Genomic DNA, 19,017 nt, shown 5'->3' with positions numbered 1-19,017 from the left:
TTGAGTCAATTGTATTTGAGCATTCAAGCGTCACACGAACTTGAAATAGCGGTTTTGCCCATATAAAAGGCTTTTTGCTATGACATATACGTCAATTAAGCATGATGAAATAGATACAATTGATACAATCATCGCGCGGGAAAGTGAATTTTGTTATGCTTCCCGCTCTGTCTGGCAGCGCTTTGTCGAATGGTGGAAATTGCGTGCCATGCTGCGCCGCAGCCGCATTCAATTGATGAACCTCACGGACGATCAGTTGCGCGATATTGGTATTACGCGGGTGGACGCTGACATGGAAGCGCGCAAGGTACGCTTCCATATCCGCTAATTATTTATCCGGTCAGCAGCCCTTTTCGCCTGATGCCCAGCGATTGATATCCGTGGCGATCCGGCTGCCATGGCTTTGCTGCATCATAGGACCAAAGGCCTCGATCCGGGCTGGATTGCCCTGGGCCTGAACAACGAGCAAGGGACGCCCTGCAAGATTGCGCGACGGAACCACCAGAATACGCGGACGGCCAGTAAATGAATTTAACTCCGGCGCTAATGCATAACCGCGGAAGCCTTTGTCCTTTGATTTAAACCAGCAACTGTTGGCGCCGAGTGCAATGCGCTCCATGGTTGGCAGCGCTGCCTTATTCGAATCAAGGGCAACAGGGCCGGGGGCAGGCTTTGGCGAGCAGGCTGAAAAAAGCGCAAGAGCAGGCAGAGCGACAAGCGCAATGGTCTTATTCTTCAAGGAAGACTCCATCAAAACGCGTTCGGCAGAGCGCAGAAAATTGGCCAGCCGATAAGCGTGTAGAAACAAGGTGTTAACGCGAACCCTAAAAGCTCACATTGTGTCAGGTGAGATCATTCAAGCAAGTTGCGGCATGAAAGCCTTTAATCCGTCACTCATTTCATTCCATATGAGTTCGAATGCAGGGTCGCGCGTTGCTTTCACGGCATATGTGTCGAATTTTGGGTAAGCCGCCAGCAAATCATCTTTTCCAGAAAGCTTCTTGAGTGGCTCCATGAGAAAACGCACGGGCAGCAGCCATGCATCGGCAAGTGTCGGCGCATCATTGAGTGCGAAATCATGATCGGTCAGGCGCGATTCAACAACACTCAGGCCCTTATGCAGCTTCGTGAAAAGCCGCTCGATCGTTGCCGCGTCTCGTTCTGGTTTGCTTTGAAGAATAAAGAGCTTCATTGCCGGTTCGAGTATATCGATTTCAGCAATACGTGCCAGAAGCCGGATCAGAGCGCGCTCGCGCGGGCTTCCGGGCAGGACAGGCGTGTCCGGATAATGATCTTCAAGATATTCAGCAATGACGATTGCTTCAAACAGCGTTTCGCCTGAGCCGGTAATCAGCACAGGAACACGCTTGAGCGGTGTCACATCGCCAAAATCAGCAGGAAATGGGTAAGACAGATTGAGCGGTTTGAATGGCAGCTCTTTGAGATAAAGAACGCCGCGCACAAAAGCGGAATAAGGGGAGAGAGGGCGTGAATATAATTGCATCGGTATCGTTCCCCGATTCGGTTGCCGCAGGAAGTATCCTCCGCATAAGCTGGCATGAATTTTCAAAGAGTGCCAGAGGATTGAGTATCGGTTTAAACGGGAAATAAAAAAACGGCCTCCGGGTTTAACCGAAGGCCGCTTTGCGATGAGTGTAATTATTATCAGTCTCAGGCAGCAATACCAAGAGCGCCTGCAAAAAGCGCGCGGCCATCGCTGCCGCCATGGGCCGCTTCAATCAGGTTCTCGGGATGTGGCATCATGCCAAGAACATTACCGCGTGCATTGACGATACCAGCAATATCATTGACCGAACCATTCGGGTTGGTGTCTTCGGCATAACGGAACACAACCTGACCTTCACCTTCGAGGCGCTTCAGCGTTTCAGCATCGGCGAAATAGTTGCCGTCATGATGCGCAACCGGGCAGCGGATGATCTGGCCCGGCTGATAGCCGCGCGTGAATGCGGTGTTCGCATTGCTGACTTCGAGCTTCACTTCGCGGCAGACGAACTTCAGTGATGTGTTGCGCATCAGCGCACCCGGCAGCATTCCGGCTTCAACCAGAATCTGGAAGCCATTGCAGACGCCGATAACCATGACACCCTTGTCGGCTTTCTCACGGATAGCCTGCATCACTGGCATACGTGCAGCAATTGCACCGCAGCGCAGGTAATCGCCATAGGAGAAACCACCCGGAATGAGGATCAGATCAACATCGTCAGGGATGGAAGTATCTGTCTGCCAAACGGTAATTGGTGCCTGACCGGAAATCTTGGTGATGGCCGCAATCATGTCGCGGTCACGGTTGAGGCCCGGAAGAAGAACGACTGCTGCTTTCATGGCGTTTTACGTCTCTTTGATTTGAGTGCCCTTCAAAATCGTTGCTTAAGCGAGTTGAAGGCGCGCAAAAAACTTGGTTTCAGCCGCAGTGCGTCAGGCGATGACGATTGCGTAATCTTCAATGACCGTGTTGGCGAGCAGCTTCTCACACATGGCCTTGATTTCGGCTTCAGCTTTCGCCTTGTCCGTGCCTTCGAGTTCAAGATCAAAGACCTTGCCCTGACGGACGGAGTTGATTCCTTCGAAGCCCAGACTGCCGAGCGCGCCGACAATAGCTTTGCCCTGCGGGTCGAGAACGCCGTTTTTCAGTGTAACGGTGACGCGTGCCTTGATCACTTGGTAGTTCCTGCTGATCTGTAATAAAGACAATGAAAACAGCCCGGCACGCGAGTTGCCGGGCTGTGCGGATTTTTACTTCACAAGCGTAGGGCCGGAAGGACGGGGTGATTCGTTCTCGTTCATGATGCCGAGACGACGCGCCACTTCCTGATAAGCCTCAACCAGTCCGCCCATATCGCGGCGGAAGCGGTCCTTATCAAGCTTGTCATTGGTGTTGATGTCCCAAAGACGTGCTGAGTCTGGTGAAATTTCGTCAGCAACGACGATGCGCATCATATCGCCTTCAAACAGACGTCCGCATTCCATCTTGAAGTCAACAAGCTGAATGCCGATGCCGAGGAACAGGCCGGTCAGGAAATCGTTGACGCGAATGGCAAGAGCCATAATGTCATCGATTTCCGCAGGGCTTGCCCAGCCGAAAGCGGTGATGTGCTCTTCGGTGACCATAGGGTCATCAAGCGCATCTGCCTTGTAATAAAACTCGATGATCGAGCGCGGCAGAACCGTGCCTTCTTCCAGACCAAGGCGCTTGGATAACGAACCAGCCGCAACGTTGCGCACAACGACTTCAAGCGGGATGATTTCCACTTCCTTGATCAGCTGCTCACGCATGTTGAGACGGCGGATAAAGTGGGTTGGAATACCAATGCGATTAAGCTGGGTAAAGATGTGCTCCGAGATGCGGTTGTTTAACACGCCTTTTCCGTCAACAACTTCATGCTTCTTCGCGTTGAACGCGGTTGCGTCATCTTTGAAGAACTGGACAAGAGTACCGGGTTCAGGGCCTTCATAAAGAATCTTGGCCTTGCCCTCGTAAATACGGCGGCGACGGTTCATGGCTTTTCTCGGATTTCCAAAAATGTGATGATCGGCTTGTGCCGCTATTCTCGCGGGCTACGTATAGCAATTGTGGGCTTTTAACAATCCTGCTTTACACCCGTTCCCCCGTTTTAAGCGTTTAACGGCCATATTAATCAAGAAAGTGATGTTTGGCACTTGTATAATCTTGCTCTCCTTGCCAGCTTTAGGCAAGAGAACGGATAACGATCTTATATAAGTTAACAGCTTGGGAGTTGTATGAATGGCCACTGGCATGGATGAACGCCGCAACGCTTTCGAAAGCAAGTTTGCACATGATGCCGAGCTTCGCTTCAAGGCAGAAGCGCGCCGTAACAAGATTCTTGGTCTTTGGGCCGCAGAACTGTTGGGCAAGCACGACGCAGATGCAGAAGCCTATGCTCGTGACGTTGTCGCAGCCGACTTTGAAGAAGCAGGTGATGAAGACGTATTCCGCAAGCTGCGTGCTGATTTTGATGCGGCTGGGGTGAAGGTGGAAGACGAAACCATTCGTGAAAAAATGTTCGCTTTCCTTGAGGAAGCAGTTCAGCAAGTGCAGAAAGACTAATCAGTATGTCGGGGCGGAAATGTAGATAGCATTTCCGCCCTGAATATTTGTAATGGGGAATAAGCATGTCTTTGTCTTCGCGTCTTCGTGCCGGAGAAACAGTTCTTTCTGCATGGTCATCCTTGCCGGAAGCACTCACTGTAGAAGTTCTGGCGCATAGCGCCTTTGAAGCGGTCACGCTTGATATGCAGCATGGTGGCCATGATGAGCAGAGCGTTCTGCGCAGTCTTGGCTTGATTCTGAATGCGGGCAAGCCGCCGGTTGTTCGTATTCCTGTTGGACGCTTCGATATGGCAAGCCGTGCGCTCGATTTTGGCGCGCAAGCCGTTATCGCGCCAATGATTAACTCGGTTGAAGATGCGCACAAATTTGCCGCTTCAATGAAATATCCGCCAATAGGCGAGCGTTCTTGGGGCGTGTTCCGCGCCAATGCCGATTACGGCGCACCGGGCTCGAATGACTATCTTGTCACGGCCAATCAGGACACACTTGCTTTTGCGATGATTGAAACACGCGATGCTTATGATGCACTGGATGCCATTCTTGATGTGCGTGGCATTGATGGCGTTTTTGTTGGCCCTGCGGATTTCTCGATTGCCTGGAGCAATGGCCGCGAAGCCAATCCGAATTCCGAAGCCATCATTGAACCAATCAGCACAATTGCCCGTAAGGCGGCTGCCGCTGGAAAATTCGCCGGCATCTATTCGCCTTCGGCAGAATTCGCGCGGCGTTATATCCCGCTTGGCTTCCAGTTTCTGACACTTGGAAATGACGGTGGCTATCTGCGCCTTGGCGCAAAAACACTGATAGATGCTGTTCGTTCATAAAGAAAAGCGGCAGATTTTTCATCTGCCGTTTTCAAAAGTTAAATTGAATCTTTTTGTTTAGAAAAGCATACAACACATTGATTTAATGTGATTTTGGTGGTTGCAGATTGGTCATGAACTCTGCAAAAACCATCGTGCCTTCGGGCCATGGTCCGTGACCTGAGTCCGCGTTGATGTGGCCGGAATCACCGGCATCAATCAACATTGCACCCCAATCTTTCGCCACGTCTTCTGCGGCGTCAAAGCTGGAGAAGGGGTCGTTGCGGCTGACAACGGCAATCGTTGGAAACGGCAAACGCACACGTGGGTAAGGGCCGAATGTGATGAGGTGCTTCGGTCGGATTTTTTCATTCGCCACATCGGGAGGTGCAACAAAAAATGCACCAGCAACCTTGTGCTGAATTTGCGGAATGGCATGAACAGCTGTGGCAACGCCAAGTGAATGAGCAACGAGCACAATTGGCTTCGTTGCTTCATTGGCGGCTTTGACCACCTGTGCAACCCAATCGTCTTTGACTGGCTTCGACCATTCCGCCTGTTCAACCCGCCTTGCCGTGGAGAGTTTTTTCTCCCAACGGGTTTGCCAGTGATCGGGGCCTGAGTTGGTGTAGCCGGGAATAATGAGAATATCTGCGTCTTTGACTTTCATGACCCCTATTTAGAGCTGTTTCAATGCATCTTCAAGCTGGGCTATAGCGCTGTTTTACGAGCGTAGGTGATGCAAATGATGAACAGCTTGTTCGCTGATCGCTATCTTGTGAAACGCTCGCTAAATTGTGATCTTTGGAGGGAAGATAATTACGGAGAGGGTTCCACGGCTATGACCATAAGCAGAAGAACGATACTTGGTTCTGCAGGCGCTGCTGTGATGAGCAATATCCTTTCCGCGCGTGCGGACATGCCGCCGAAGGAGAATAAAATGACAGATACACTGAATATGGCGACTGCTGAAAAGAGCGCTCCTTTGCCTTTCGCAATGACAACACCGGTGCGTGTCGCACGCGTGGGCCTTAAGGCACGTGATGCGGAGGCACTGGCCGAGTATTACCGCGATGTCGTGGGCTTACGTGAAATGACACGCCGTGGCGCTTCTATTGTACTGGGCGCAGGCGACCGTGAGTTGATGGAAATCGAGCAGTTCTCTGCTGCAAAGCCTGATGATCCACGCAGCGCTGGTCTCTACCACACGGCTTTCCTGCTGCCGAGCCGTGGCGATCTCGCACGCTGGTCACGCCGCGCTATCGATAAGCAGCTGCCTGTCGCCGGTGCTTCGGATCATAATGTCAGCGAGGCCATTTACCTGACCGATCCCGAAGGCAACGGCATTGAGATCTATTCCGACCGTCCACACGATACCTGGCAGTGGAATGGTGATCGCGTGAAGATGGGCACCGAAGCGCTCGACGTCAAAAACCTTCTCGACGTTGTTGATCGCGAAGGCGGTGAGTGGATCGGCGCGCCACAGAATACAGTGGTCGGTCACGTTCATCTGCGCGTCGGCAACGCGCAGGATGCGGAAACCTTCTGGCATCAGCAGCTTGGCTTTGACACTGTTCAAACCTATGGCGACAAGGCCGTGTTCCTGTCCACTGGCGGCTATCACCACCACATTGGTGCCAATGCCTGGCAGAGTTCAGGTGCTGGCTTGCGCGATAAAGATCGCACTGGTTTGGCATGGGTCGAATTGGAAGATACGCGTGGTGGTAATAACCACGTCTTTGAAGACCCATGGGGCAATGTGATCAATACGATCAAAAAGAGCGCCTGATTTGAATGTCAAAAAGCCCCATGTTTACAGAAACATGGGGCTTTTTTCGGATTCGTTTTATGAAGGCTTATGCTTCACCGAAAACCCGTTTGAAAATCGTATCGACGTGTTTCGTGTGATAGCCAAGATCGAACTTTTCGCGGATCTGTTCTTCGGAAAGCGCTGCACGAACTTCCTGATCAGCAAGCAATTCTTCGAGGAAGTCTGCACCCTGTTCCCAGACCTTCATGGCATTGCGCTGCACGAGGCGGTAGGAATCTTCACGCGATACGCCAGCCTGCGTGAGTGCCAGCAGAACGCGCTGCGAATGCACAAGACCACGGAACTTGTTCATGTTTTTGAGCATGTTTTCCGGATAGATCACCAGCTTTTCGACAACGCCAGCCAGACGGTTGAGCGCAAAGTCGAGGGTGATCGTGGTATCCGGGCCAATCGCACGCTCAACGCTTGAATGCGAAATATCGCGTTCATGCCAGAGAGCAACGTTTTCCATGGCAGGCACAACCGACATACGAACCAGACGGGCAAGGCCGGTCAGGTTTTCTGTCAGAACAGGGTTGCGCTTGTGCGGCATTGCGGAAGAGCCTTTCTGGCCGGGCGAGAAGAATTCTTCCGCTTCCAGAACTTCCGTGCGCTGCATGTGGCGGATTTCGATGGCGACGTTCTCAATCGACGAGGCAATAACGCCGAGTGTTGCAAAGAACATGGCGTGACGGTCGCGCGGGATAACCTGCGTTGAAACTGGCTCTGCTTCAAGACCAAGCTTTTCACAGACATATTCTTCAACGCGCGGGTCGATATTGGCGAAGGTGCCAACAGCGCCCGATACAGCACCGGTCGCGATTTCCGCGCGTGCTGCAACGAGGCGTGCACGGTTGCGCACCATTTCGGCGTAGAACCGGGCGAAAGTCAGTCCCATTGTGGTCGGTTCGGCATGAATGCCATGGCTGCGGCCAATACGAACGGTATCCTTATGCTCGAATGCGCGCTTTTTAAGCGCTGCCAGCACACGGTCCATGTCTGCGAGAAGCAGGTCAGCGGCACGAACGAGCTGCACATTAAGCGTTGTGTCGAGCACGTCCGACGAGGTCATGCCCTGATGCACGAAACGGCTGTCTGGACCGATGAATTCAGCGAGATGCGTGAGGAACGCGATGACGTCGTGCTTGGTGACGGCTTCGATCTCGTCGATGCGCGCAACGTCGAACTTGGCGGCATCACCCTTTTCCCAGATGGTCTTTGCAGCTTCCTTCGGGATGACGCCCAGTTCAGCAAGCGCTTCGCAGGCATAGGCTTCGATCTCGAACCAGATGCGAAACTTTGTTTCGGGAGACCAGATGGCGACCATTTCTGGTCGGGAATAGCGCGGGATCATGGGCATATCCTGTTTTGGCGGCCCGTCTGCTGGGCTGCAGGTATTTAGAGGGAATACGCGGTGTTTAGCAGAGCGTAAGGCTCTGCTCAACGCATTCCACCGGAAAAGTGGCTTGTTTAGCGTGCTGCTTCTGCGGCTGCGCGAATGGATTTGATGTTGGCGGCATAGCTCTCGACTGAGTTGCCTTTATAAACAGCAGAACCGGCGACAAGAATATTGGCGCCGGCCGCAACGACCAAACCGGCAGTGTCTGGCGTAATTCCGCCGTCAACTTCAATATTAATCGGGCGGTCGCCAATCATCTCGCGCACGCGTTTGATCTTATCGAGCATCGGCGCAATGAATTTCTGGCCGCCAAAGCCCGGATTAACAGTCATGACAAGTACGAGATCAACATCATCAATGACGTTGGTCAATGCTTCGACAGGGGTAGCGGGATTGAGCGCCAGACCGGATTTCTTGCCCAAAGCGCGGATGTTCTGGAGTGAGCGGTGCGTATGCGCGCCAGCTTCGGCATGAACCGTGATCAGGTCACAGCCTGCATCGGCAAAAGCTTCAAGATAGGGATCGCAAGGCGCGATCATTAGATGCGTGTCGAAGAAAGCCGGCGTGCGCGGGCGAATTGCTTTCACCACCTGTGGGCCAAACGTAATATTCGGTACAAAATGCCCATCCATGACGTCGATATGAATCCAGTCGGCACCGGCTTCAAGCACGGCATCGACTTCTTCTCCCAGACGCGCAAAGTCGGCGGATAAAATGGATGGGGCGATAGCGATAGGACGCATGGTTGTCTCCCTTGGCAAACACTTGCCTTATTCAAACAAAAAAGCGTCCGACCTTTGCTGGCCGAACGCAGATATTGATTTCTAGCCCCAGCGCTTGTGGAACCACATCCACTGGCCAGGATATTCACGCACCCAGCCTTCAACCGTATCGTTGAGAAGTTGCGCGGTCGCGGCGATATCGATCTCACCCTTTTCATCGCGCGGCAGTTCCATGCGCTCTTTTAGCTCAAGCCGGTATCGCCCGCCGGGCAGGCGAATGCAGCGCGCCGGATAGACGTCGCAATCATACTGACGCGCGAGCTTTGCGAGCAACGGATTGGTCTTAACCGGACGGTTGAAGAAGGTCGAGGGAACTCCGCGCTGGAACTTCTGATCCACCAGCATACCGACATTGCCATCAGCATCCAGAACGCGCGCCAGCGACCACGCGGCGCCGGCCTTTGATGGCACCAGATGCCCCATATTGGTCTTACGTGCTTTGAGAACGGTCTTGGCAATATAGGGATTGTTCGGCGGGCGGAAGAGGGCGGTTACATCCAGACCGAACGTACCGGCGCAGATCGGCAGAAGCTCGAAATTGCCGGTATGTGCGGTGAAGAAGATGTGCGGCTTTGTCTCGTCACGCAGACGTTCGAAAATCGGAATGCCGTCAACTTCAATTAGTCCGGGTTCTGTAGCGTTCGGATCAAAATCGAAGATCGCATCGAGAAAGATATATTCCGCGAAAAGACGCGCCATCGAATCCCACATTTCGACGGCGATCTTTTCGATTTCAGCATCGCTCTTCTCAGGATAGGCATGACGCAGATTGTTGGTCGCGACCTTATGCCGTGGTGTGAGTGGGCCTACTTTGCGCGCAAACCATGCAGAAAAGCGGATTGCGCTTTTCGCAGGCAGGAGACGCAGCAGAGCCAGCGCGATAAAGACGGCCTGCGCCCAAAGCCAGTAGTTAAACTGCTTGAGCTTTCGTGACCACTTGAAGAGAAGAAGCTTAATCTTGAACATTCAGGCCTAGTCGATCTGCAAAACGATCTTGCCAAACACGTCACGGCCTTCCATGCGCTTCAGTGCAGTGCCAATATCATCAAAGCCGACAATGGTGTCGATAACCGGATGAACAACGCCCTGTGCCATTTTCTGCATCGCATCAGCCATGTTTTCCATGCGGCAACCGAATGAGCCGAGGATTTTAAGCTGCTGCTGGAAAAGCTGCATCAGGTTCATATTGGTCGAAACGCCGGAGGTCGAACCACAGGTCACGAGACGTGCGCCGCGCTTCATGCAGAGCATTGAGCCTGCCCATGTGTCGGCACCGACATGTTCGAACACAACATCAACGCCCTTTTTCTTGGTGAGCTTGCGCACAACACCTTCAAAGCGATCCACGCGATAATTGATGACATGATCGGCACCGAGTGCCTTGGCCTTCTCGATCTTGTCGTCCGAGCCAACGGTGGTAATGACTGTGCAGCCCATCTTCTTGGCAAGCTGAATGGCAGCCGTACCGATACCGGAACCACCGGCCTGAACCAGAACGGTTTCACCCGGCTGGAGCTTCGCATTGTCAAACAGCATATGCTCGACCGTACCAAAGGTAACAGGAGCAACAGCCGCACCAATGGCATCAACGCCGGGAGGCGCCGCAACCAGCAAACGTGCTGGCAGATTGACAGCTTCACAGGCAAAGCCATCAAGATGGAAGCCATGAACGCCGCCCACATGTTTACAAAGATTGTCGCGACCTTCGCGGCAGGCCTTGCAAAGACCACAGGTGCGCGCACCATAGATCGAAACAAGCTGACCCGGCAGAACATTGGATACGCCGGGGCCGATTGCATCGACGACGCCGGAAGCTTCCGCACCGATCACCAGAGGCATCTTGCGCTTGGCAAATGCCATGCCGCGCCAGCCCCATACGTCAATATGGTTGAGTGCGACGGCCTTGATACGGACTGTCACTTCACCATTGCCGGGGGCAGGTGGCGGAGCAATATCGGTCATTTCAAGACGACGATCGTCGAGAAGCTGCAAGGCGCGCATGAATTTATCCTTTTCAAGACATAATCCCGGAAAGCGATCTGCTGACCGGGATTACCGAGAATACATAACTTTGGACCCGATTAATTCGGATTTGCTGTCAATACAAGGCTAGTATTCTGTCCGCCAAAGCCAAATGAGTTGGAAAGCACGGTAGAAACCTGTGCGTCGCGCTTCACATTTGGCACCACATCCAGCGGAATTGCCGGATCTGGGTTGTCGTAATTGATGGTTGGAGGCAAGGTGCCTGTCTGAATTGTCAGCAATGAGAATACCGCTTCAATCGCACCGGCAGCGGTCAGCGTGTGGCCGATCATCGACTTGTTCGATGAAACAGGGATCGAAGAGAGCCGGTCGCCAAACACAGTTGAAAGCGCAAGATATTCCATCTTGTCGTTCTCAGGTGTGGAAGTGCCATGTGCATTGACATAGGAAAGCTGATCTTCGGTAAGGCCTGCATCACTAAGTGCGGCACGCACTGTACCAATTGCAGGTGAAGCGTCCGGCTTTGAGCGGGTGCGGTGGAAGTCATCAGCCTTTTCGCCACAACCGGCAAGAATGCCAAGCACCTTCGCGCCACGCGCAAGCGCGCTTTCAAGCGATTCCATGACCAGAGCACCAGAGCCTTCGGCCATGGCAAAACCATCACGGTCTTTGGAGAAAGGCTTGGATGCCTTTTCCGGCTTGTCGTTCTGTGTGGACAATGCCGAGAGCAGCGAAAAGCGAATGAGCGATTCAGCCGATACCGAACCATCTGTGCCAATCGAAAGAACACGGTTACTTTCGCCACGACGAATGGCCTCAACGCCGAGCTGAATTGCGGTTGCACCTGAAGCGCAGGCGGTCGAGAGTGTTACCGGCAGACCGCGTGTGCCAAAAGCTTCCGACAGGCGTTCTGCTATATAGCCGAACTGTGTTGTATTGAAGAGCTCATCCTGACGTGTACGACGGCAGGCTTCAAGCAGAAGCTGATAGCTTGCCGGGCCTTCATCCTTGATGCTGGCATCCAGTGCAAAGCGGCTCTTCCAATCGAGCTCAACGGGAGGGGCTGCAAGGAAAAGCGGGCCGCCAAAATTGGTAACTGAAAGACCTGACTGGGCGAGGGCTTCTTCACCGGCAAGACGCGCCAGCGCCTCAGACAGCGCGGACGAGCCAATATTGCTTTCAGGAAGAAAATCCACCGTGCCGGAAAAGCGCGTTTTCAGGCTTTCTGTCGGAAAACGGCTGATTTCATGAATGCCCGAGCGTCCACCGGTAAGCGAGGCCCAGTTGTCTTCCTTGCCCTGTCCGAGCGAAGAAACAACGCCTGCACCCGTGATGGCAACAATGGGACGGCCGAGATGGTCTGTATATTTGGTCATCTTATGCTCTCACCAGCTTTGCGGCACCTTCAGCGCGTGTTGCACCGATGGTGGTGACAATGGCTTCACTGATTGTTCCATCAATGGCTTTTTCAGCTGCGCTTGATGGTGTGAAAGCCTCACCTTTCCAGACAGAAATCGCTCCAAGCGCCAGCGCCAGTGGAAACTGTGCTTCACGCAAATGACCGGTCAGACCGGCAATCCCGCGATAGGCGGCATTGATGCCTTCAAGTGCTGCCTTTTCACCGGTTGTTGCAGCATGCGCGCCGGAAGCACCCGAAACCACATATTGAGGCTCTTTGCCGCCATTGGCCGCAATCACAAGATCGCGAATTGCGTTTGTAAGATCGGCAGTATCGCGGCGGATTTGCTCGCTTTCAATGCTTGCAATCTCGGCATAGGCACGTGCACCGCGCTTTTGCGCGTGTTCAGCGCTTTCGAGCACCAGAAACACGCCGCCAGAGCCGGAAATCATGCCGCCACCGGCTGAACCTTCACGCTCCCAGAGCGGTGCCCAACCATCATGCTTGAGCAAACCGCCAAGCTCGTGGCCGAGAATCATATCGAAATGTTCAGCATTATAAGAGCCGCCGACCAACGCATGCGTGCTCTGTCCTGAACGAATGCGGGCAGCCGCTGTTTCAATAGCCGAAATACCCGAACCTTCCTCGCCCATGAAGGTGCGCGAAGAACCGGTGACTTTGTGAACGATGGAGATATTGCCCGCCAGCAGGTTGGAAAGCTGGGCAAGAAACAGGGTAGGGCGCAACTCTGTCGAGAGCTTCTCGTTGAGCATCTCACCGCGATTATTGCTGATGCGTCCTTCTTCGAGAATTTGCATATCGACAGTAATGTCGCGTTCACCACCACCGGCTCCCACGATCATGTCCATGCTGGCGCAAAGGGCTTCGTTGTCCTTGATACCGGCATCTTCGAGCGCAAGGCCTGCCGCATAGGTGCCGAGCCGCTGCCATGTTTCCATCTGGCGCTGGTCGCCACGCTTGGGTATCTGCAACCCCCAATCGACTTCACCAAGCGGATGAACTGTATAGGGCGCAAAGGCTTGCTTTTCGAGGCGCGGTTGAGAACCTGACGTTGAAAAAGCGTTCCAATGCGCATCCAGCCCTTCGCCGAGCGAGGAGATGATGCCAATACCGGTAATGACGACTTTATTGCTTTGCATGGTTCGGCCTGCCCGTAAATGCTGCGCTTGATCCTGAAACGGAATCAGGGCGAACAGGGATGTTCACCCTTTTTAACGCATCCCGAAAAGTGTGAAACGGTTTTCGGATAAGATGCGCGTTAAAAATAAGTTAGAGCGCCAATCTGATTTTATCAGATCGAAGGCGCTCTAATACCGTCAGCTTGCGTGGCTGTTCAGCCCTTCTTGGCTGCAACCAGCTCGTCAATCTTGGCGCAGAGGTTTTTCAGAACGAAGTATTCTTCGGTCGGAGCCTTACCTTCGTTAACTTCCTGCGTCCACTGTTCAAGCGGAATCTTGATGCCGAATTCTTTGTCGATAGCGAATACGATGTCGAGGAAGTCGAGGCTGTCGATGCCAAGATCATCAATGGTATGGCTATCGGGCGTGATGGTGTCACGGTCGATTTCGCTTGTTTCGGCAATGATGTCGGCGACTTTGTCAAAAGTAGAGGACAAGTTTCGATTCCTTTATTCTTGGCGATGCCACAACAGGCATGCGTCTGAGTATCTGCGCGTATCTAGCGTTTTTCCGATGATAGGGAAAGTCATAATAGTTCCACGATCACCGGCATTTCGCTGGACTTTGATTGCGCATATAAGGTGCACAATGCGCCAAGCGCAACATAAAGCCCATTACAAAAAATTGAAATGTCCTTCGGAGGGGGCTTGTTCAGGGTTCATTCCTGATCCGCTTGATGAAGTACCAAAGGCCAATGGCGGTGCATGCAAGCATGATGATTGCGAGCGCATATTGCACCGGTCCATTGCCGGATGCGATTGCCGCAAGGCCTGATATTGCGCTGCCCAAAGTGCCGAGCGCTTCTGGATGTTTGAGCGCGGTACTGATGGCTGTATCGCTTTGACGGGCTTTCGGTAGCGGGTCAGCATTTGGCTGGGCGGGTTCGGTGGCAGGGGGCGTTGCGGCCAATGCAAGCGCGCGTGAGCGCACCCGCTCCACCCGCGCCAGCCAGCCATTGCCAAAGGTTGCAGCCGTGGAAAGTCCCTTGAGCCACGCTGCGCGTGCATCGCAGAGTGCATTGATAATGACTTCTGGAGGATAATTGGAAACTGCTGCAATGGTTTGTGCGCCGATTACAGCATCTTCTGGTTGATTGACGATTCCTTGCAGTGTTTTTGCAGCCCGCCCCGGACCGGAGTTCACCGCAAAATCAAACACGGCATAGTCGACCCCCGATGGCAGCTTGTCGCCGTCAACCTTGTTCCAGAATTGCTGTTGATAGATTTTTGTTGCTTCTGCCGGAGAAAGTTTCTCAACATCCAGTTTAGAGACAGGGTGCCCCTTCCATGCAGACAGTGTTGCTATGGTAATTCCCATGTTGGTCGCCCCGCCGGGATCGCGGGGATCATCTGCATATCCGCCTTCTTCACTGAAAATATAGGGCATAATATTTTTGAAATTTTCTTTCATCGCTAAAACCCCTAATTTAGTTAATAATATTAAATCAATACTTGTTATATATTTATATTACGCTGAAATTTGACAAAATAATATTAACTTATGTTTTCCGGGTCTTGCTGGGCGGTTTTAATAATCGGTGTTCCCTCTTGCGTCATCTTCACGATGCGGATTTGATGCAGCTTTCGAAAACACATCAAAATGGGCGAGCACAGTGACATCGGAAATTTTTGGATATGCACCGGACGGGCAGGCGGTTTATCGGATGACCATTGCCAATGGTCCGCTTGAGGCAAAGATTATCACATGGGGCGCAGCCATTCAGGACCTGCGCATGGAAGGGCACGATGCGCCGTTGGTTATAGGCTATCGTGACTTTGCCGATTATCCTGAACACTCGCCGCATCTGGGCGCAATTGCGGGCCGCTTTTCCAATCGCATTCGCAATGCTCATTTTGAGATTGATGGTAAAGGCTACGATGTCGAGCCGAACTTTCAGGGTATGCATAATCTCCACGGCGGAAGTCATGGTCTTGGCAACCGGGTCTGGAAGGTTACAGGCTCTGGCTCAGATTTCGTGACGCTTGCAACGATCGCAGCCGATGGTGAGATGGGTTTTCCGGGCAATCTGAAGGTAAGTTGCACTTATATGCTCAATGCACACGGCACGCTGATTGTCCGCCTTGAAGCCGTCACTGACCAGCCAACCCCCTGTAGCCTTCTCCATCACAGTTATTTCAATCTCGATGATGGTGGCGAGGGTGATATTCTTGATCATCAGCTTAAGATCGAAGCCGAGGCCTATATGCCCGTTGATGAAGCGCTGATACCGGATGGCCGCATTCTGCCGGTCAAAGACACGCCCTATGATTTCCGGGAATTTCGTCCGATTCGGTTTAATGAAAACGGCAAGCAACTCGAATATGACAACAATTTCTGCTTAACAGCTGCGCGCGGACCGTTGCGCCCTTGCGCTTCCGTCAAGGGCGCGCGTTCTGGCATTCGTCTTGATATTGCGACCACAGAGCCTGGTGTTCAGTTCTATGCGGGCAATACAATGGCCAATGACTGCATTGGCCTGACAGGTAAGCCCTACGGCAAACATGCGGGCTTCTGCCTTGAGCCACAGCTGTGGCCTGGCTCGCTGGAATATTCTTATGTGCCGCAGTCGATCCTGCATCCGGGCGAGGTATACGCCCAGATGAGCCATTTCACATTTACGCGTGACTGATTTCGCTAAGATACGCGGCGCGCGCTGCTTCCATTGGAGCGAGTGCGCCGCGAATTTCAACAACACGGGCAGCAACCGCATGGGCTTTTCGCGCAGCCTCAACGGGTGGCAGGCCCTCAAGACGTGCGGCAAGATAGCCGCCGTTAAAACTGTCGCCGGCCCCTGTCGTATCAACTGCATTGGCCTTGACGGCAGGCACAAGGGCCTGTTTGCCGTCAGCGATAATAAGCGCAGGCTCGGTGCCGTCTTTCACAACGATTTCCTTCACACCCAGGCCGATAAGCCGATCTGCACAGGCTTGCGCAGTTTCGTCGCCAAACAACGCCTGCTCATCCGGAAAGGTCGGCAGCGCAATATCGGCGATCTGCATCGCCGCGCTGATAATTTTTTTGGCGGCTTCGCGGTCTGGCCAAAGCTGATGACGGAAATTGGGATCAAAAGCGATAAGCGCGCCATTTGCACGGCACTCGCGCAAAATATCGAACAATGTTTCGCGGTGCTCAGGAAACACAATGCCAACCGAAATACCGGAAAAATAGATCATATCACGATTGGCGAGGCTTAATCTCAGCGCATTCTCATCGCTTGCGAGGCGCTTTGCTGCGGCGTCACTGCGCCAATAGGTGAAGGAGCGTTCGGCACCGTTCAGGGTAATTGCGTAAAGACCCGGATGAACGCCCTTGATGACAGGGCTGTGGGCAATACCAATGCCATTGGAGGTGAGAAAGTCGCGCTGCTTTTTTGAGAACTCGTCTTCGCCAAACGCAGTAACATACTCTACAGGAAAGGCCTGATCCGTGAGTGCGCGCGCATACCAGGCCGTATTGAGCGTATCACCCGCATATCCCATGCGCCATTGATCGTCACCATTGCCTGAAAGCTCGATCATGCACTCACCGATCGACGCAAAACCACCCATAGTCATCTCCTAATTTTATCCGGGACTACGCCTATACGAATTTGTCAGGATGTAAAATATTGATGTGATCTTCCTTTATCGACTTGCCACATTCGGCGTGTAACGATCCCGGCAAAAGAGGAATCACGATGCGTTACGCAATCTATTTTACGCCGCCGTCGGGTGATGCGCTTCTGAAAGTCGCGGCAAACTGGCTGGGGCGCAGTGCATTTAGTGGAGAGGCGGTTAAGGTTCCGGCGATTCGCACACTCGCAGCCGAAGATATCGCCGCGTTGACCGAAGAGCCGCGCCGTTATGGCTTTCACGCAACGCTCAAGGCGCCGTTCAGGCTGGATACAGCTTATAATGAAAGCGATTTGCTTTCGGCCCTGATGTATTTTGCATCGTCGAGCCGGCCATTCATGATTCCACGCCTGCGAGTACAGGGTATAGGTCCATTCTTTGCGCTGGTGCCGGAAGAGCCGGTTGCGGAGCTTAATCAGCTTGCCAATGATGTTGTTGTCTCGTTTGACCGTTTTCGTGCGCCTCTGCGTGATTCCGAAATTGCAAAGCGCCGTCCCGAGCGCTTAAGCGAAGCGCAGCGTCAAAATCTTGATCGCTGGGGGTACCCATATGTTTTCGATGAGTTTCGTTTTCATATGACGCTCACCGGATCGGTGGAAGAAAAACAGCGCCCACATGTCGAGCGCGTGCTTGATGATTTTTTCGCACCTGTTCTGGACGATGCGGTGGAGGTTGCCAATCTTGCTTTGTTTGTTGAATCGGAAAAAGGTGCACCTTTTGAGATTCATTCGCTACATCCGATGACCGGTGGTAATAAGATTCCCAAACGGTCCTCGCGGGCTGTGGGGAGGCCTTAAGGGATGACGACGGAATTAATTCTGAAAAATGCAAGCATCGTGCTGCCGGATGAGGTTATCCGCGGCACGGTGAAAATCGTTGATGGAATCATTGCTGATGTTGCGTCTGGCTCGACTGTGTCTGGTAAAGACATGGAGGGAGATTATCTGACGCCGGGGTTGGTGGAATTACACACCGACCATCTTGAAGGGCATTATGCGCCGCGTCCGAAAGTGCGCTGGAATCCGATTGCGGCCGTTCAGGCACATGATGCGCAGATTGCGGCTTCGGGTATTACCACGGTTTTTGACGCTCTTCGTATTGGCTTTGATGAAGAAGCGCAGACCGGTATTGATGATATGCGCAAGCTATCATCAGCCATCGCCGAAGGGCGCGAGGCAGGACGGCTGCGCGCAGACCATTTTCTGCATTTGCGTTGTGAGGTTTCGGCTCCTGATTGCCGTAGCGCTTTTGAACGGTTTGGTGAACATCCGCTGGTCCGACTGGTGTCATTGATGGATCACGCGCCGGGACAGCGCCAGTTTACGGATTTAGAGACCTATAAGCTTTACTACATGAGCAAGCTTAGGGTCTCGGAAGAAGAATTTATCCGCTATTGCGAAAAGCGTATGGGGCAGTCACAACAGCATTCGGTATCAAACCGAACGGCCATTGCGAGTGCTTGTAATGCACGTGGAATTGTTCTTGCCAGCCATGATGATGCAACAGTGGATCATGTTATGGAAGCAAAGACACAGGGCATTCGCGTTGCAGAATTTCCGACCACGCATATGGCTGCGCAAGCCTCGAAAGAGGCGGGGATGTCGGTTCTGATGGGCGCGCCCAATGTCGTGCGTGGTGGCTCGCATTCTGGCAATGTTTCGGCCCGTGAACTTGCGAAAGCAGGGCATCTTGACATTATTTCGTCAGATTACATTCCGGCAAGCATGATGCAGGCGGCATTTTTTATGGCTGAGGTGATGGATGAGATCACCCTGCCGCAGGCGATTAAACTTGTCTCAGCCAATCCGGCAAAGGCCGCAGGTCTTGATGATCGCGGAGAAATCGCGATTGGCAAGCGTGGCGATCTGGTTCGTGTGCAGATTGCCGAACATGTACCGATTATCCGCACCGTCTGGCGTGAAGGACGGCGCGTGATTTAAC

At 53.0% G+C, this 19,017-nt stretch carries 22 protein-coding genes; 7 read left to right on the top strand and 15 right to left on the bottom strand.

What is annotated here, in order from left to right:
- Positions 1-79 precede the first annotated feature (79 nt).
- The gene (locus tag ABE530_RS08085) at positions 80-328 is read left to right on the top strand and encodes a DUF1127 domain-containing protein (protein WP_265983584.1); all 249 of its coding nucleotides are present in this window, start codon (positions 80-82) and stop codon (positions 326-328) included.
- Positions 329-340: 12 nt separating this feature from the next.
- Here the strand turns inward: ABE530_RS08085 and ABE530_RS08080 are convergent, their stop codons facing one another.
- From ABE530_RS08080 to purC, 5 genes are all read right to left on the bottom strand, one after another.
- Positions 341-739: a hypothetical protein gene (locus ABE530_RS08080; protein WP_499694192.1), complete on the bottom strand. Its 399-nt coding sequence runs from the start codon at positions 737-739 to the stop codon at positions 341-343.
- Positions 740-856: 117 nt separating this feature from the next.
- Positions 857-1,504, bottom strand: a complete 648-nt coding sequence (locus tag ABE530_RS08075) for a glutathione S-transferase family protein (RefSeq protein WP_265983586.1) — start codon at positions 1,502-1,504, stop codon at positions 857-859.
- Positions 1,505-1,671: 167 nt separating this feature from the next.
- Positions 1,672-2,343 (bottom strand): phosphoribosylformylglycinamidine synthase subunit PurQ, encoded by a 672-nt coding sequence (gene purQ / locus ABE530_RS08070; RefSeq protein ID WP_265983587.1) that lies wholly within the window; start codon positions 2,341-2,343, stop codon positions 1,672-1,674.
- Positions 2,344-2,436: 93 nt separating this feature from the next.
- Positions 2,437-2,679, bottom strand: coding sequence for a phosphoribosylformylglycinamidine synthase subunit PurS (purS, locus tag ABE530_RS08065; protein ID WP_265983588.1), 243 nt, complete (start codon positions 2,677-2,679; stop codon positions 2,437-2,439).
- Positions 2,680-2,754: 75 nt separating this feature from the next.
- Positions 2,755-3,519 carry a phosphoribosylaminoimidazolesuccinocarboxamide synthase gene (gene purC, locus ABE530_RS08060; RefSeq protein ID WP_265983589.1) on the bottom strand — a complete coding sequence of 255 codons (765 nt, stop codon included), beginning with the start codon at positions 3,517-3,519 and terminating at the stop codon, positions 2,755-2,757.
- A 244-nt stretch (positions 3,520-3,763) separates the two neighbouring features.
- Between purC and ABE530_RS08055 the strand changes: the two genes are divergently transcribed.
- A complete protein-coding gene (locus ABE530_RS08055; RefSeq protein ID WP_265983590.1) occupies positions 3,764-4,087 on the top strand; it encodes a DUF1476 domain-containing protein in 324 nt (107 codons plus the stop codon).
- A 59-nt stretch (positions 4,088-4,146) separates the two neighbouring features.
- Positions 4,147-4,914 carry an HpcH/HpaI aldolase family protein gene (locus ABE530_RS08050; RefSeq protein ID WP_499694244.1) on the top strand — a complete coding sequence of 256 codons (768 nt, stop codon included), beginning with the start codon at positions 4,147-4,149 and terminating at the stop codon, positions 4,912-4,914.
- A gap of 82 nt (positions 4,915-4,996) precedes the next feature.
- Here ABE530_RS08050 and ABE530_RS08045 read toward each other — a convergent pair whose 3' ends face one another.
- Positions 4,997-5,563 (bottom strand): RBBP9/YdeN family alpha/beta hydrolase, encoded by a 567-nt coding sequence (locus tag ABE530_RS08045; protein ID WP_499694191.1) that lies wholly within the window; start codon positions 5,561-5,563, stop codon positions 4,997-4,999.
- Between the two features lie 249 nt (positions 5,564-5,812).
- Between ABE530_RS08045 and ABE530_RS08040 the strand changes: the two genes are divergently transcribed.
- The gene (locus ABE530_RS08040) at positions 5,813-6,682 is read left to right on the top strand and encodes a VOC family protein (protein ID WP_499694243.1); all 870 of its coding nucleotides are present in this window, start codon (positions 5,813-5,815) and stop codon (positions 6,680-6,682) included.
- A 67-nt stretch (positions 6,683-6,749) separates the two neighbouring features.
- Here the strand turns inward: ABE530_RS08040 and purB are convergent, their stop codons facing one another.
- The 8 genes from purB to ABE530_RS08000 form a co-directional block, all read right to left on the bottom strand.
- Complete coding sequence (gene purB, locus ABE530_RS08035) at positions 6,750-8,057, bottom strand: adenylosuccinate lyase (RefSeq protein WP_265983593.1); 1,308 nt, start codon at positions 8,055-8,057, stop codon at positions 6,750-6,752.
- 116 nt (positions 8,058-8,173) lie between these two features.
- Positions 8,174-8,845, bottom strand: a complete 672-nt coding sequence (gene rpe / locus ABE530_RS08030; protein ID WP_499694190.1) for a ribulose-phosphate 3-epimerase — start codon at positions 8,843-8,845, stop codon at positions 8,174-8,176.
- Positions 8,846-8,926: 81 nt separating this feature from the next.
- A complete protein-coding gene (locus ABE530_RS08025) occupies positions 8,927-9,850 on the bottom strand; it encodes a lipid A biosynthesis lauroyl acyltransferase (protein ID WP_265983595.1) in 924 nt (307 codons plus the stop codon).
- A gap of 6 nt (positions 9,851-9,856) precedes the next feature.
- Entirely contained in the window at positions 9,857-10,885 is a 1,029-nt protein-coding gene (locus tag ABE530_RS08020; RefSeq protein WP_499694189.1) for a zinc-binding dehydrogenase, read from the bottom strand.
- An 80-nt stretch (positions 10,886-10,965) separates the two neighbouring features.
- Positions 10,966-12,243, bottom strand: coding sequence for a beta-ketoacyl-ACP synthase (locus ABE530_RS08015; RefSeq protein WP_499694188.1), 1,278 nt, complete (start codon positions 12,241-12,243; stop codon positions 10,966-10,968).
- A gap of 1 nt (position 12,244) precedes the next feature.
- Positions 12,245-13,426 carry a beta-ketoacyl-ACP synthase gene (locus ABE530_RS08010; protein ID WP_265983598.1) on the bottom strand — a complete coding sequence of 394 codons (1,182 nt, stop codon included), beginning with the start codon at positions 13,424-13,426 and terminating at the stop codon, positions 12,245-12,247.
- Positions 13,427-13,620: 194 nt separating this feature from the next.
- Positions 13,621-13,902 (bottom strand): acyl carrier protein, encoded by a 282-nt coding sequence (locus ABE530_RS08005; RefSeq protein ID WP_024897522.1) that lies wholly within the window; start codon positions 13,900-13,902, stop codon positions 13,621-13,623.
- 214 nt (positions 13,903-14,116) lie between these two features.
- Entirely contained in the window at positions 14,117-14,875 is a 759-nt protein-coding gene (locus ABE530_RS08000) for a glycoside hydrolase family 108 protein (protein ID WP_499694187.1), read from the bottom strand.
- A gap of 202 nt (positions 14,876-15,077) precedes the next feature.
- On the opposite strand from ABE530_RS08000, the gene ABE530_RS07995 reads away from it, so the two are divergent.
- Positions 15,078-16,094, top strand: coding sequence for an aldose epimerase family protein (locus ABE530_RS07995; protein ID WP_499694186.1), 1,017 nt, complete (start codon positions 15,078-15,080; stop codon positions 16,092-16,094).
- Here ABE530_RS07995 and ABE530_RS07990 read toward each other — a convergent pair.
- A complete protein-coding gene (locus ABE530_RS07990) occupies positions 16,081-17,013 on the bottom strand; it encodes a sugar kinase (protein ID WP_499694185.1) in 933 nt (310 codons plus the stop codon). The two genes, ABE530_RS07995 and ABE530_RS07990, sit on opposite strands and share 14 nt — an antisense overlap.
- A 128-nt stretch (positions 17,014-17,141) precedes the next feature.
- Here ABE530_RS07990 and ABE530_RS07985 point away from each other — a divergent pair, with 128 nt between their 5' ends.
- On the top strand, positions 17,142-17,873 hold the full coding sequence (locus ABE530_RS07985; protein ID WP_265983604.1) for a DUF1045 domain-containing protein: 732 nt from the start codon (positions 17,142-17,144) through the stop codon (positions 17,871-17,873).
- Positions 17,874-17,876: 3 nt separating this feature from the next.
- Positions 17,877-19,016 carry an alpha-D-ribose 1-methylphosphonate 5-triphosphate diphosphatase gene (locus ABE530_RS07980; protein WP_499694184.1) on the top strand — a complete coding sequence of 380 codons (1,140 nt, stop codon included), beginning with the start codon at positions 17,877-17,879 and terminating at the stop codon, positions 19,014-19,016.
- Position 19,017: the final 1 nt, after the last annotated feature.

Source organism: Brucella sp. TWI559 (assembly GCF_039674265.1).
In the GTDB taxonomy this organism is placed as follows: domain Bacteria; phylum Pseudomonadota; class Alphaproteobacteria; order Rhizobiales; family Rhizobiaceae; genus Brucella; species Brucella chromiisoli.
This window is presented reverse-complemented; position numbering and strand designations above follow the sequence as displayed.